Annotated in this window: 11 protein-coding genes; 6 read left to right on the top strand and 5 right to left on the bottom strand. The window is 74.9% G+C overall.

All coding sequences use genetic code 11. The features are described 5' to 3' along the window. The first annotated feature begins 7 nt into the window (after positions 1–7). A complete protein-coding gene (locus tag ABD823_RS25215) occupies positions 8–2,308 on the top strand; it encodes an MMPL family transporter (RefSeq protein ID WP_344863687.1) in 2,301 nt (766 codons plus the stop codon). On the opposite strand, the gene ABD823_RS25210 is transcribed toward ABD823_RS25215, so the two are convergent. Further along, positions 2,295–3,629, bottom strand: coding sequence for a benzoate/H(+) symporter BenE family transporter (locus ABD823_RS25210; protein WP_344863685.1), 1,335 nt, complete (start codon positions 3,627–3,629; stop codon positions 2,295–2,297). The two genes, ABD823_RS25215 and ABD823_RS25210, sit on opposite strands and share 14 nt — an antisense overlap. Positions 3,630–3,770: 141 nt before the next feature. Here ABD823_RS25210 and ABD823_RS25205 point away from each other — a divergent pair, with 141 nt between their 5' ends. Beyond that, positions 3,771–4,337, top strand: a complete 567-nt coding sequence (locus ABD823_RS25205; protein ID WP_344863683.1) for a helix-turn-helix domain-containing protein — start codon at positions 3,771–3,773, stop codon at positions 4,335–4,337. A gap of 114 nt (positions 4,338–4,451) precedes the next feature. On the opposite strand, the gene ABD823_RS25200 is transcribed toward ABD823_RS25205, so the two are convergent. Beyond that, complete coding sequence (locus tag ABD823_RS25200; protein ID WP_344863681.1) at positions 4,452–5,222, bottom strand: DUF4287 domain-containing protein; 771 nt, start codon at positions 5,220–5,222, stop codon at positions 4,452–4,454. 324 nt (positions 5,223–5,546) lie between these two features. Between ABD823_RS25200 and ABD823_RS25195 the strand changes: the two genes are divergently transcribed. Beyond that, entirely contained in the window at positions 5,547–6,764 is a 1,218-nt protein-coding gene (locus ABD823_RS25195; protein WP_344863679.1) for an MFS transporter, read from the top strand. Positions 6,765–6,865: 101 nt separating this feature from the next. Here the strand turns inward: ABD823_RS25195 and ABD823_RS25190 are convergent, their stop codons facing one another. Continuing rightward, entirely contained in the window at positions 6,866–7,609 is a 744-nt protein-coding gene (locus ABD823_RS25190; RefSeq protein WP_344863677.1) for an MBL fold metallo-hydrolase, read from the bottom strand. A gap of 248 nt (positions 7,610–7,857) precedes the next feature. After that, positions 7,858–8,316 carry a hypothetical protein gene (locus ABD823_RS25185; RefSeq protein ID WP_344863675.1) on the bottom strand — a complete coding sequence of 153 codons (459 nt, stop codon included), beginning with the start codon at positions 8,314–8,316 and terminating at the stop codon, positions 7,858–7,860. A 180-nt stretch (positions 8,317–8,496) separates the two neighbouring features. On the opposite strand from ABD823_RS25185, the gene ABD823_RS25180 reads away from it, so the two are divergent. After that, positions 8,497–9,453, top strand: a complete 957-nt coding sequence (locus tag ABD823_RS25180; protein ID WP_344863673.1) for a putative RNA methyltransferase — start codon at positions 8,497–8,499, stop codon at positions 9,451–9,453. Between the two features lie 164 nt (positions 9,454–9,617). Then, entirely contained in the window at positions 9,618–11,384 is a 1,767-nt protein-coding gene (locus ABD823_RS25175; RefSeq protein ID WP_344863671.1) for a S9 family peptidase, read from the top strand. Between the two features lie 70 nt (positions 11,385–11,454). Here ABD823_RS25175 and ABD823_RS25170 read toward each other — a convergent pair whose 3' ends face one another. Then, entirely contained in the window at positions 11,455–12,996 is a 1,542-nt protein-coding gene (locus ABD823_RS25170) for a PP2C family protein-serine/threonine phosphatase (protein WP_344863669.1), read from the bottom strand. A 121-nt stretch (positions 12,997–13,117) separates the two neighbouring features. On the opposite strand from ABD823_RS25170, the gene ABD823_RS25165 reads away from it, so the two are divergent. Next, a partial coding sequence (locus tag ABD823_RS25165; protein WP_344863667.1) for a HAMP domain-containing protein occupies positions 13,118–13,994 on the top strand: 877 nt, incomplete at its 3' end.

The raw sequence follows: 13,994 nt of genomic DNA, 5'->3' as shown, positions 1-13,994 counted from the left end.
GGAAACCATGGCACGCCGAAGGAACATGGCCGCGTCCATAGGGGGATGGAGCGCGCGCCACCGCTGGGCCGCGCTGTCGATCTGGATCGCCTTCGTGGTGACGGCCACCCTGGTGGGCAACGCCGTCGGCACGGAGAAGATGCGGTCCTGGGAGGGCGAGAACGGGGAGGCGCGCGAGGCCGCGACGGTGCTGGAGGCGGCCGGGTTCCCCGACGTCGCCGCGGAGAGCGTGCTGATCCAGACCCGGGACGGGAAGGCCCCGGCCGACTTCCGGCGGGTCGCCGAGGAGGTCGGCAGGGCGGTGCTCGCCACCGGCCGGGTGGAGAACGTGCGCACGCCGTACAGCGAGGAGGCGCCCGCGCCGGTCAGCGCCGACGGGCGGTCGGCGCTGGTGGTGTTCGACATGAAGGGCGAGGGCGCGACGGCGGGTGAGCGGGTGCGGCCCGTGATCGACGCCGTGGCGCAGGTCCAGCGCGCCCATCCGGAGTTCCGGATCGACCAGGCCGGTGAGGCGAGCTCCGACCTGATGGTCGGTGACGCGCTCGCCGACGACCTGACCCGGGCCGAGTTGCTGTCCGTCCCGCTGACCTTCGGCATCCTGCTGGCCGCCTTCGGGGCGTTGCTGGCCGCGGTGGTCCCGCTGGTCGTGGCGTTCACCGCCTATCTCGGCGCGGTCGGCCTGCTCGCGCTGACCAGCCAGCTGCTCCACGTCGACTCGGCCACGACCAACCTGATGCTGCTGATCGGCCTGGCCGTCGGCGTGGACTACAGCCTCTTCTACATCCGCCGGGAGCGCGAGGAGCGGGCCGCCGGGCGCGGCCGGGAGCGGGCGCTGGAGATCGCCGCCGCGACGTCGGGCCGGGCGGTGCTCATCTCCGGCATCACCGTGATCGTCGCCATGTCGGGCATGTTCCTGACCGGCAACGGCATCTTCATCGGGTTCGCCCAGGGCACGATCCTGGTGGTGCTGACCGCCGTGGTCGGCTCGATGACCGCGCTGCCCGCGATCCTCTCCCTGATCGGCGACAAGATCGAGGCCCGGGTGGTGCACGGCGCGGTCCGCAGGCTCACCGGCCGCACCTGGCGGCGCAGGCTCGGCGGGCGCGAGGGCGGCGGCCGCGTCTGGAACGCGATCCTCGCCGCGGTGCTGCGCCGTCCGTTCGTCTCCGTGCTGCTCGCCGGAGGCCTGCTGATCGGCATGGCGGTCCCGGCGTTCGACCTGCGCACCGGTCAGGCCGGGCTGGCGGACCTGCAGGGCGACTACCCGGTGGTCGACACGTTCCGCCGGATCGAGGCCGCCTTCCCCGCCGACAAGGCCCCCGCCACCGTCGTCGTCACGGCGGACGACGTGACCGCGGCCCCCGTGCGGGAGGAGATCGGGCGCTTCGAGGAGCGGGCCCTGGCCACCGGCGAGGCGGTGGGACCCTTCGGCGTCGCCGTCAACCCGGACAGGACCGTGGCCGTCGTCTCCTTCGGCCTGGTGGGCGCGGGCCCCTCCGACGAGGCCTCCGAGCGGGCGGTGCGCACGCTCCGCGAAAAGGTCGTGCCGCAGACCCTCGGACGGGTCGGCGAGGCCCACGTCTACGGCAGCGTGGCCGCGGTGATGGACTTCAACGCCCAGCTCGGCCGGACCGTCCCGCTGGTCTTCGGCTTCGTGCTGCTGCTGGCGTTCGTGCTGCTGCTGGTGTCGTTCCGGTCGCTGGTCGTGGCGGTGACGGCGATCGTGCTGAACCTGCTCTCGGTGGCCGCGGCGTACGGCGTGCTGGTCGTGGTCTTCCAGTACGGCTGGGGCGAGGAGCTGCTGAACTTCACCTCGACCGGCTCGATCGTGAGCTGGCTCCCGCTCTTCCTGTTCGTGATCCTGTTCGGCCTGTCGATGGACTACCACGTGTTCATCCTGAGCCGGATCCGCGAGGCGTTCGACCGGGGCATGCCCACCGAGCAGGCGATCACCTACGGGATCAGGACGACCGCCGGGGTGGTGAGCAGCGCGGCGTTCATCATGGTCGGCGTGTTCGCCGTCTTCGGCACGATGTCGCTGCTGTCCTTCAAGGAGATGGGCATCGGCCTGGCCGTGGCCGTGCTGGTCGACGCCACGGTCGTGCGCGCGGTGCTGCTGCCGGCGACGATGAAGCTGTTCGGCGACGCCAACTGGTACCTGCCGCGCCGGCTGGGCTGGCTGCCCGTGCTGGACCACGAGCCCGGCGGGGCCGACGAGGCGGAGGAGCCCGGCGGCTCCGGCCGGGACGGCGGGCCGGACGAGCCGGACGCCCTGCCCGGGGAGCGCGTCCCGGTCACCGCCGGCTGAGACCCTCACCGGTCGCGGACTCCCGTCCCGTGCCCGTGGGCTCCCCTCCGGGAGAGGCCCCAGCGGGCACGGGCCCGCCGGCCGTCCCGCCGGGCGCGGCCCGCCCGGGTGCCTCCTCGGACACGGCATCCCCCGGCGCGGCGTCACCGGCCGTCCCGCCGGGCGCGGTCCGCGGCGCCCGCCGCCGGTGCAGCAGGGTCATCAGCCCGCCCGCCACGAGCCCCCAGAAGGCCGCGCCGACCCCGAGCAGCGTCACCCCCGAGGCGGTGACCACGAACGTGACCGCCGCGGCCTGCACCCGTTCGGGATCGGCGACGGCCGAGGTGATCGCCGAGGCGAGCGCGCCGAGCAGGGCGAGGCCGGCGACGGCCTCGACGAGCACCGGCGGGGAGAGCAGGACCAGGGCCGTCGCCAGGCCCGCTCCGAGGCCCAGGACGATCATCGAGATCCCCGCGGTGACGGAGGCGATCCACCGCCGGGCGGGATCCGGTCCGGCGTCGGGCCCGGCGGCCAGGGCTGCGGTGATCGCGGCCAGGTTCACCGCGTGCCCGCCCAGCGGGGCCGCCAGGACGCTCGCCAGTCCGGTCCCGGCCAGGACGCCGCCCAGCGGGGGGCGGTAGCCGTACCCGGCGAGGACCGCCATGCCCGGCACGTTCTGCGCGGCCATGGTGACCAGGAAGAGCGGGAGCGCGATGCCGACCACCGCCGAGACGCTCCAGGACGGCGCGGTCAGCTCGACCACCGGGCGCGCGTCCAGCGCCCCCGGCCCGGGACCGGTCAGCGCGATGGCCGCGACCGCGGCCAGCAGGGCCCCCGGCACCGCCCACACGCGCGCGAGGCGGCTCAGCAGCGCCCAGACCAGCACGACCGGCACGGCCATCGCCGGGACCTCGACGAGCGCCCGTACCGGTGCGACGCACAGGTCCAGCAGGACCCCGGCCAGCATCGCGCCCGCGACCGGCGCGGGGATGGCCGCGATCCAGCGGCCGAGCAGGGGGAGGAACCCGGCGACGGCGATGAGGAGCCCGCAGACGACGAACGCGCCCACCGCCGCGGGGAAGCCGCCCTCGACGGCGCCGGTGGAGGCCAGCAGCGCCGCGCCCGGCGTGGACCAGGCGACGCTGACCGGCATCCGCGTCCGCAGGCTCAGCCAGACGGCCGTGGCGCCGACGGCCACGCAGAGCGCGAGCAGCCCGGACGCCGCCTGCCCGGAGTCGGCGCCCACCGCCCGGAGCCCGGCCAGGACGACGGCGAAGGAACTGGCGAAGCCGACCAGGGCGGTCACCACACCGGCCAGCACGGGTTGCAACAGGCGGTCCATCGGTCCCTCACATCCCCCGCGGCACGTCCGCGCGCGGCCCGGCTCTCCCCGGAGGCGTCCGGCCGGCCGGACGCCCCCTCACGGCCCGTCCCCGGCCGCCTCGCAGCGCCCGGGCGTTCCGTAAACGGAACGGCCGTCGTGATGGACGATATCCCTATGGAGCCCGGCGCACAAAGCCCCCGTCCACCCGCAGAGCCCGACACATCCCATGTCGGGCAGCGAATCCGCAGATTACGTCAGGAACGCGGCATCTCCCTCTCGGAGCTCGCCCGGCGCGCCGGGGTCGGCAAGGCCACGCTCTCCGGCCTGGAGAACGGCACGCGCAACCCGACCCTGGAGACCCTCTGGGCGGTGACCGCCCAGCTCGGCGTCCCGTTGGCCGCCGCCGTCGGGACGGGACCGGTCGTGCGCGGCACCGCCGTCCAGGGCGTGCTGCTCCAGGTCTTCGAGGAGGAGGCCGCCACCTTCGAGCTCTACCGCCTCGTCGTCCCCGCAGGGTCGGCGCAGACCTCCCCCGCCCACCACGAGGGCGTCACCGAGCACCTCACGGTGTTCAGCGGGGTGCTGCGCGCCGGACCGGCCGACGCGCCCCTGCTCGCCGGACCCGGGGAGCACATCTCCTGGCGCTCCGACGTCCCGCACACCTACACCGCCCTCGGCGACCAGGACGTGCACGCCGGCCTCCTGATCCGCTACCCGCGCCGGTGAGGGGCCCCGGCGGGGCGACGCGCCGGGATGCCGCCGGGAAGGCCCGCGCACCGCGCCGCCGGCACCCGGGCGCCTGCCCTCCGGACCGCGCCCGCCCCGGGCGGCCCGGCGGGCTCAGGCTTCGAGGATCCGCTTGAGCACGGCCACGCGCTCCCGCCAGTAGGCCTTCATCGCGGCGGCCGAGGCGGCGTCGGGGAGCTTGCCGTGCTGGAGGGAGACCCGCGTCCTGCCCGGGTCCAGTGCGGCCAGGTGCACCGAGACGGCGGCCCGCCCCTCCCAGTCGGCCGTGACGGACCTGCCCGGACGCGCGGTCCTGACCTCGAACGGCGCATCCGGCAGCCAGCCGGCGCGCAGGCCGTCGTCGGTGAACGCCTCGGTGACCCGCTCCGCGGGGACGGCGATGGTCTTGCTCGCGCCGACCGAGAAGTCACCGCCGCGCCGCTGGCCGGGGACCCGCAGGCCGCGCGCCTGCTCGTAGGCGACGGTGACGCTCTGCGCCCACCAGCCCGCCACCCCGTGCTCCTCCGCCAGCCAGCGGGCGATCTCCCCGTGCGGGCACCCGGCGGCGCCCCAGGCGTCCAGCAGCGCGAACCAGTCGTCGCGCGAGCGGCCGGTCCGGGCCGCCATCGCGTCGTCGGAGACCGTCGCCTCGTGGGGGGAGGCCACGGGCTCACCGGCGGCCTCTCCGCCCACGGCGGCCTCCTGGGCGGAGGGCGTGAGCTCCCCGGCGTCCGGAGCCGCGGGGACGTCACCGGCATCGCCACCGGGGACCCCGGGGACCCCGGGGACCCCGGGGACGAGGTGGCGGCGGGCGGCGGTGTAGCTCTCGCCGGTCTTGGCCATCCGGGCGCGGACGCGGCCCTTGAAGGACTTGTTGCTGGTCATCTCGTGCTCCCTGCGCACGGCGCCGCGCCGGGACCCACGCTCCCGCCGCCCCGCCGGATCCAGGGCATGCACAACCGGCGTCCCGAGAACACCAGGGTCCCCTCTACCTCCGCGGGGCCGGTGGCGTGAGCACCGGGAAGGAGGTCGGGCGCGGGACGGCGCCACCGTCCAGACTACCCGCCCGCGACGCCCGCGCCCATGCCGTACCGGCGTCCGGTCCCGTGCGGGCCGGGGCGGGGCGGGGCGGGACCACCGTGCCCGGTCGGGGGAGGTCCGGCGGACCCCAAGGACATTCCAAAAATAGACAAAAGTAATATTCAGCTCATGCGACCCCCACCCAAAGCACTGATCTTCTGGGTCACAGGTCTTCTCGCCTACGTCATCGCCGTCTTCCACCGCCAGTCCCTCGGCGTCGCGAGCATCGAGGCCGCCGCCCGGCTGGGCGTCGGGGCATCCGGCCTCTCCCTGCTCGCCATGCTCCAGCTGCTGGTCTACGCGGGCATGCAGGTGCCCGTCGGCGTCCTGGTCGACCGGTTCGGCTCCAAACGCATGCTGGTCGCCGGAGCGATGGTGATGGCCTGCGGTGAGCTCGTCTTCGCCTTCTCCTCCGGCCTGGTCCCCGGCGTCGCGGGCCGGGCGCTGATCGGATGCGGCGACGCCATGACGTTCATCAGCGTGATCCGCCTGGTGAACCTCCACTTCTCCGCCCGCCGCAACCCGCTGCTGGTCCAGCTCACCGGGATCATCGGGCAGCTCGGCGCGCTCGCCTCCGCGGTCCCGCTCATCCACTCCCTGCACGCCTACGGCTGGACCCCGACCTTCCTGGCCGCGGCCGGGCTCGGCGCGGTGGCCGCCTTCCTGCTCCTGACCGTCCTGCGCGACACCCGCCCGGAGCGGGCGGCCGGGACGCCGCCGGGCCTGCGGGCCGCCTGGGCCGAGCCGGGCACCCGCCTCGGCATGTGGACCCACGCGGCCACCCAGTGCTCCAGCGCCGCGTTCCTGCTGCTGTGGGGCTATCCGTTCCTCGTCCAGGGGCAGGGCCTGGACCCGTCCACGGCGGGCGTGCTGCTGTCCACGCTGACGCTGTGCGGCATGGTCTGCGGGCCGGTGCTCGGCTACCTCGCCGGGCGCTTCCCGTTCCACCGCTCACGGCTGGTCCTCGCCGTGATCGGCACCACCGCCGGGGCGTGGACCGCGGTGCTCGCCTGGCCGGGCCGGGCCCCGCTCTGGCTGCTCGTCGTGCTCGTGGTGGTCCTGGCGGCCAACGGCCCCGGTTCGATGATCGGCTTCGACTACGCCCGGACCTTCAACCCGGTCGCCCGGATCGGCGCGGCGACCGGCATCGTGAACGGCGGCGGCTTCGTCGCCTCCATGTCGGTGATCGCCCTCATCGGCGTCGCCCTCGACCTGCACGGCGAGACCGGCACCGAGTCCTTCCGCTGGGCGTTCGCCGTCCAGTATCCGTTCTGGCTGCTCGGGACGGTGCAGGTGCTGCGCTACCGGACGATCGCCCGCCGCGCGCTCGCCGCCCAGCCGTCCTGACCCGCCGCCCCGGCGCGTCCGTGCGGCCCGCCCGGTGCGGGCCGCGGCGGGCACGGCGACCGCGGCGGGCACGTCCCGCGCGTCCGGCGCGGAGTCCCGCGTCAGGTCAGCGGCGTGAACGGCTCGGCGAAGTGCGCGGTGGCGATCGTCCCGCCCTCGGCCCTGACCCGGTCCAGCACCTCGACGCGGGTCCGCACGGCCAGCTCGGGATCGTCGTCGTAGAGGTAGGGCACCTTCGGCTCGGCGAGCTGGGCGGGGTGCAGCACCAGGTCGCCGGTGAGCGCCAGGTCGCCCACCCGGACGATCTGGTGGCCCGGGGTGTGGCCGGGGGCGTGCAGCACCCGGATGCCGGAGAACAGGTCCGCGTCCCCGTCGACCACCCGGAGCCGGTCGCCCAGCGGGCGGACGACGCGGTCGAGGACCGCCTCGGAGGCCGCGCCGACCTCGGCCCGCTGGAGCACGTGGTCGGCGTTCGGGAAGACCGGCGCCCCGCCGATCACGGCCCCGCCCGCGTGGTCGCTGTGCAGGTGCGTGATGACCACCGCGTCCACCTCCTCGGGCGCGGTCCCCACCCGGGCCAGCTCGGCCGCCAGCCTCCCCGGCACCGGGGCCCAGCTCGCCGCCGGCGCGTCCTCGGGCCCGATCCCGGTGTCCACCAGCACGGTACGGCCCGCCGCGTCGCGCAGCAGGTAGCAGTGGAAGTGCAGGACCCACTCCCCGTCGTGGTGGCAGCCGCCGGGGAACATCTCCGGCAGCGGCCGCCGGATCGACTCCCCCATCGGGCCGACCGCGTCGCAGAGCGGGAACACCTCGACCCCCGCGACGGTCATGGGCTCGTGCGGCATGCGTTCTCCTCCTCCGGTCCGGGGCTACGGTGCCAGCGTGGCAGCGGACGCACGCCGGAACAAAACCGGCCACGGACACCGTGAGGGGACGGCCGTCGTTCCCGCCGCCCCGTCTCAGCCGCGCCGTACGGACCGCTCTAGCGGGGCGCGGCGACGGTTCCGTCACGGCCGCGCCTCCCGAGGCCGCCGGAGCCGCGGCAGCGGAGCGGTCGCGGTCCCCGGGGACCGCCGTCCGGGGAGCGCGGTGTCTACCGCGGCCAGTCGGCGACGACGGAGGCCTTCATGGCGTCGGTGTGGCAGTTGCGGAGCCGGATCTTGCTGCGCGTGCGGTCCAGGACGCAGACCTTGGCGTCGGCCCGGTGGACCTCGCCGTCCGAGGAGAACGTGAAGGCCGCGCCCTTCGAGGAGCAGGTGTAGCGCCCCTGCGACCAGCCGTATCCGCCGCTGACGTAGTGGAACTTCACCCGGATGTAGGCGCAGTGGCCGGCGTGCCGGTCGCGGTCGTAGAGCTTGCCGGAGACGACGAACCGCTCGGAGTCGAAGTCGTCCAGCCAGACGTCGGCCTTGGCGTGGCCGCCGTGGCCGCCCTCGGACTGCACGGGACCCCAGTGGTGGACGCGGTCGGCGGCGGCCTGCGCCGTCCCCGTCAGCCCTCCCGCGAGCACGAGCGCGAGCAGTCCGCCACCGATGACAGTTCTCTTCCTCATGGACACCATTCGTACCGGTAGCGACTTGAGAGATCCTTGCATGCCGCTTGTCACTTCTTCGCCGGATAGGCCATGACCGGGAACCGCTCGGCGGCGTCACGGTCCCGATCACGGCCAAGCCCGCCCCGCAGACCCCTCGCCCGGAACCGGCCGCGCCGCCGGAGGCGGGATGATGGGGGGATGCTGGCCGACATCGTGGAGTTCCTCGTCTGCCCGGTCTGCGCGGACCGGCTGGCGCTCGGGGAGCGGGCGCTGCGCTGCCCGGCCGGGCACACGTTCGACGTCGCCCGGCAGGGATACGTCAGCCTGCTGACCGGCTCGCGCGCGCCGGGCACGGCCGACAGCCCCCAGATGGTGGCGGCCCGGGAGGCGTTCCTGGGCGCGGGCCACTTCGACCCGCTCGCCGAGGCGGTCGCGGAGACGGTCTCCGCCGCCTGCCGTACGGCGATGGCGGCGGACGGCAGTCGCGGGGAGGGGAGCCGGGGCGGCGGAGAGAACGGACCCGCGGCCGGAGAGCGGGCCGAGGGGAGCGGCCGGAGCGGCGCGGGGAGGGCCGTCGTCGCGGACGCGGGCGCGGGGACCGGGCACTACCTGGCCCGGGTGCTGGACCGGCTCCCGGGCGCGGCCGGGATCGCGCTGGACGTCTCCAAGCACGCGGTCAGGCGGGCCGCGCGGGCGCACCCCCGGCTGGGCGCGGTGGTGGCCGACGTGTGGCGGCCGCTGCCGGTCGCGAGCGGCGCGGTGGACGTGCTCGTCAACGTCTTCGCCCCGCGCAACGGGCCGGAGTTCGCCCGGATCCTGCGCGACGGCGGCGCGCTCGTCGTGGTGACGCCCACCTCGCGGCACCTGCACCCGCTGGTGGAGCGGCTGGGCCTGCTCTCGGTGGACGACTCGAAAGAACGCCGGACGGCCGAGAGCCTGGGGGGCCACTTCTCCGAGACGGGGCGGTCCACGCACGAGTTCGCCATGGCGCTGAGGCGGGACGCGGTCGAGGCCGTCGTGGGAATGGGGCCGAGCGCATGGCACGTGGATTCCGAGGCCATGCGGAGAAGAATCGCGGAGCTCCCTGAGACAAGTGAAGTGACCGCTTCTTTCCGTATTTCTACCTTCAAACCATACTTAAGATCAAGAGAATGACTTGACGCCCAGCTTTGCCGCACATGTTACTGAAGTGACATTTAGTCCGAAATTGCACACATTTTTTAAGCAAACCAGCGTCGGAGGCGACATACTGGACGGCAACCCGGCGAGCCCGCGCTCGCGTGCGTGGAGCCGATGCCCCTGATGGAGGGACGCGCCGTATGAAGGCGGAGGAACGCTGGCAGGCCAGGTTCCGGGCGCCCCGTGTCACGCTGCCCGTCTGGGCGCGGCAGGCCCCCTCCCGCGCCGTCTACCGGAGCAACGCCTCCGGCGCCTGGGAGGTCTACGCCTGGGACCGCGCCGAGGGCGTCACCCGCCAGGTGACCTCGCGCCCCACGGGCACCTCGCACGGCACGATCGACCCCACCGGGCGGTGGATCTGGTGGTTCGACGACCCCGGCGGCGACGAGTGGGGCCGCTGGATGCGCCAGCCCTTCACCGGCGGCCCCGACGAGCCCGTCGACCTCGCCCCCGGCCACCCCGTCGGGATCGCCCTGGCCGCGACGGGCGACGCGCTGATCGGCATGGCCCGGCCCGGCGAGGGGTTCACCGTCCACCTCCTGCGGCCCGGCGGCCCCGCGCGGGTGCTCTACACCCATCCCGAGGCCGCCTGCGCGGTCGCGGTCTCCGCGGACGCCTCCTTGGCCGCGATCGGCCACAGCGAGCACGGCGACGCCCGGCACCCCGCGCTGCGGGTGCTCCGGCAGTCCGGCGCGGTGGTCGGCGAGCTGTACGACGGTCCCGGCAAGGGCGTCACCGGCCTGCGTTTCTCCCCCGTCCCCGGCGATCGGCGGCTGCTCGCCCTGCACGAGCGCCGGGGCCGCCGCGAGCCGCTGGTCTGGGACCCGGTCAGCGGCGAGCAGCGGGAGATCTGGCTGCCCGATCCCGGCGAGATCACCGCCGACTGGTACGCCGACGGCCGCTCCCTGCTGATCGTGCGGACCCACCGCGGCCGCACCCACCTGTACCGCTACGACCTGGCCGGAGGCGTGCTCAGCCCGATCGAGACCGAGCACGGCCTGATCGACGCCGCCGCGCCCCGCCCCGACGGCACGGTGGAGTACTCCTGGTCCAGCGGCGCCCACCCGCCGGTGATCCGCTCCAGCCGCGGCCACGTGGTGCTGGGCCACGGCGGGCCCTCCTCGCCCCCGTCCGTCCCGGTCGAGGACGTCGACGTGGACGGGCCCGGCGGGCGCGTCCACGCCCTGGTCTCCCGGCCCGAGCGCGGCGCCGGCCCGTACCCGGCCGTCTTCCTGCTGCACGGCGGTCCCGCCGCGCAGGACGACGACTCCTTCCTGCCCCAGGTGGCGGCCTGGGTGGACTTCGGTTTCGCGGTCGTGCGCGTCAACTACCGGGGCTCCACCGGGTACGGCTCCGCCTGGCGCGACGCGTTGGCCGGCGAGGTCGGCCACATCGAGCTGGCCGACGTGGCGGCCGTGCGCGAGGCGATGGTGGCCCGCGGCCTGGCCGACCCGGAGCGGCTGGTGCTGGCCGGATCCGCCTGGGGCGGCTACCTGACGCTGCTCGGCCTGGGCACCGAGCCGAAGTCCTGGGCGGCGGGCATCGCGGCCGCCCCGATCGCCGACCACGCGGCGGCCTACGAGGACGAGCCGGAGTCCCTGCGGGCCTACCACCGGGCGCTGCTCGGCGGCCCGCCGGACGAGTGGCCGGAGCGCTACGCGCACTGCTCGCCGATCACCTACGTCGACCGGGTCGAGGCGCCGGTGCTGATCCTGGCCGGGGAGAACGACCCGCGCTGCCCGGTCCGCCAGGTCGAGGCCTACGTCGCCCGGCTCGCCGGGCGCGGGCACCCGCACGAGGTCCACCGGTACGGCGCCGGCCGCGGCCCGCTGGTCGTCTCCGAGCGCATCGCCCAGATGGCCGTCCAGCTCGACTTCGTCCGCAGGCACCTGAAGACCGGTTCCTGAGCCGCCGGACGCACGGCGCCGGGCGCGCGGGACCGGTCGGGCGCGGAACCGGTCGGCGGGAGGCGACGGCTCAGCGGGCGCGCAGGACGACGATCGCCATGTCGTCCGCGCTCGGCTCGGGGGCGAACTCCTGCACCGCCCGGCGGATCCGCGCCGCCACCGCCCCCGCCGACAGGTCCACGCACTCGGCGAACAGCCCGGCCAGCCCGCCGTCGTCGTCGAGCAGCCGGTCGCCCCGGCGCCGCTCGGTCACCCCGTCGGTCACCGCGAGCAGCACGTCGCCGGGATCGAGATGGACCGTCTCGGCCTCGAAGGCCACCTCGGGGAAGACGCCCAGCAGCGACTGGGAGGTCACCACCGTCTCGACCTCGCCGCTCGGCTTGAGCCGCAGCGCCTCCGGGTGGCCGGCGGAGACCAGCCGCAGCTCCAGGCCGGTCTCCACGGGCGTGATCTCCCCGTGGAGCAGGGTGAGGAACCGGGCCCGCTCGCCCTCCTCCAGGATCGCCTGGTTGAGGCGGCCCAGCACCGCGGCCACGCCGTACCCCTCCCGGGCGAGCAGGCGCAGGGTGTGGCGGGCCAGGCCGGTGACCGCCGCGGCCTCCGGACCGGTCCCGCAGACGTCTCCCACCGCGAAGCGCCAGGTGCCGTTCCCCGTCGCGAACAGGTCGTAGAAGTCGCCGCCGACCTCGTTGGTCTCCCCCGCGGGCTCGTAGACCACGGCGTGGTCGAGCCCGGGGATCTCCCCCGGGTCGTCGGGCGGGAGCAGGCTGCGCTGCAGCGCCCGGTTGGCCGCGGCCTGCTGGGCGTAGAGCAGCGCGTTGTCCAGGGCGAGGGCCGCCCGGCGGGCGATGTCCTCGGCGTACTGCATGACCTCGTCGGAGAAGCGCTCAGGGCGCCCCAGGCACATCGCGCCGAGCGACCGGCCCCGCGCCAGCAGCGGGATCACGAACACGTGGGAGTCGCCCAGCTGCACCGTGCCGCCGTCGGCGGGGACGGGGCTGCCGGCGAGCATCTCGCGCAGCTCGTCGATGCGCCCCTCGTCGGCGTGCCACAGGTAGGCCGGGCGCTGCGGCGTGCCGTCGTCGTTCCAGATGTAGACCGCGCACCAGGCCGCCAGCCGGGGCACCGCGACCTGCGCGATGATCGCGGGCACCATGTCCGGGTCGAGCGTGCCGGCGAGCAGGTCGCTGGCGTCGGCCAGGAAGCGCAGCCAGATCGGGCCCCGGCCCGCGGGCTCCTCCTCGACCCACTCGGGGACCCGCTCGCCGGAGGCGCCGGGCAGCGCCAGCCAGGCCCAGTGCACGCGGTGCTCCGCGCCGAAGGTGACCCCCCACTCCTCCACCGGCGCCTGCGGCGCCCGCGGGGGCGCTGCGGAGGCGTCCTTCTGCCGCACCTCGACCCGCACGCCGTACCCCAGGTGGCTCCAGACGACCTCGAACGGCGCGTCGGCGGCCTGGCCGGCGAGCTCGGCGGAGAGCCGCTCGGCCGCGGGGAGGACGGGGGCGGCGGCCCAGGCGGTCATCACCTCGCGGGTGAACCGTCTGACCGCGGGCACGGCGGTCTCGCCCGGGGTGAACGTCGCGGCGAGCAGTGCTCGGGGAGCGGTGGTCATCGTTCCCTGATTACCACAGTCCGCACCGGCACGGGTAAAACGAAGGCACGACCGGGGGTTGCGCATCGTGACAGACTGGGACTACCCGGGGCCGCCCCTTCGGGAGTCAAGGAGGTCCGCGATGACGACGGCCGACACGGTGCCCGACGCCGAGGAGCGACGCTACAGCGAGTCCGACCTGCAGCCGTTCCTCGAGACGCTGTTCGCCTGGCGCGACGGCGACTTCCGCCGTCGCGTGCCGCACGCGCCCACCGGCGTCCTGAGCGAGATCCGCCTGCTGCTCAACGAGGTCGCCGACCGCCGCGAGCATCTGGCCAACGAGCTGATGAGGGTCCGCCGCGAGGTGGTCGAGGACGGCCGCTTCGGCGAGCGGCTCACCCCCGGCCCCGGCGTCGGCGCGTGGGCCGAGAGCGTGCACTCGGTGAACGAGCTGATCGACGCCCTGCTCGGGCCGGTCAGTGACGCGGCCGACGTGATCGACGCGGTGGCCAAGGGCGACCTGACCGGCCGGATCGACCTCGACCAGGGGCCCCAGGGCGAGGTGCGCCGCCTCGGCAAGGCCATCAACGGCATGGTGGACCAGCTGTCGATGTTCACCTCCGAGGTCACCCGCGTCGCCCGCGAGGTCGGCACCGAGGGACGGCTGGGCGGCCAGGCCCAGGTGATCGGCATGTCGGGCAGCTGGCGCGACCTGACCGAGGCCGTGAACGCCATGTCCACCCGGGTCTCCGCGCAGGTCCGCGACATCGCGCTGGTCACCACCGCGGTCGCGAAGGGCGACCTGAGCCGCAAGGTCACCGTCGACGCGGTCGGTGAGATGCTCGAACTGAAGAACACCGTGAACACCATGGTCGACCAGCTGTCGATGTTCGCCGACGAGGTCACCCGCGTCGCCCGCGAGGTCGGCACCGAGGGCCAGCTCGGCGGCCAGGCGCAGGTGCGCGGCGTCTCCGGCGTCTGGAAGGACCTCACCGACAACGTCAACCTGATGGCCAACA

It is taken from the genome of Planomonospora alba (assembly GCF_039534085.1).
Lineage (GTDB): Bacteria > Actinomycetota > Actinomycetes > Streptosporangiales > Streptosporangiaceae > Planomonospora_B > Planomonospora_B alba.
Note: the sequence above shows the minus strand (reverse complement) of the source record. Positions and strands in the feature narration are given on the sequence as shown.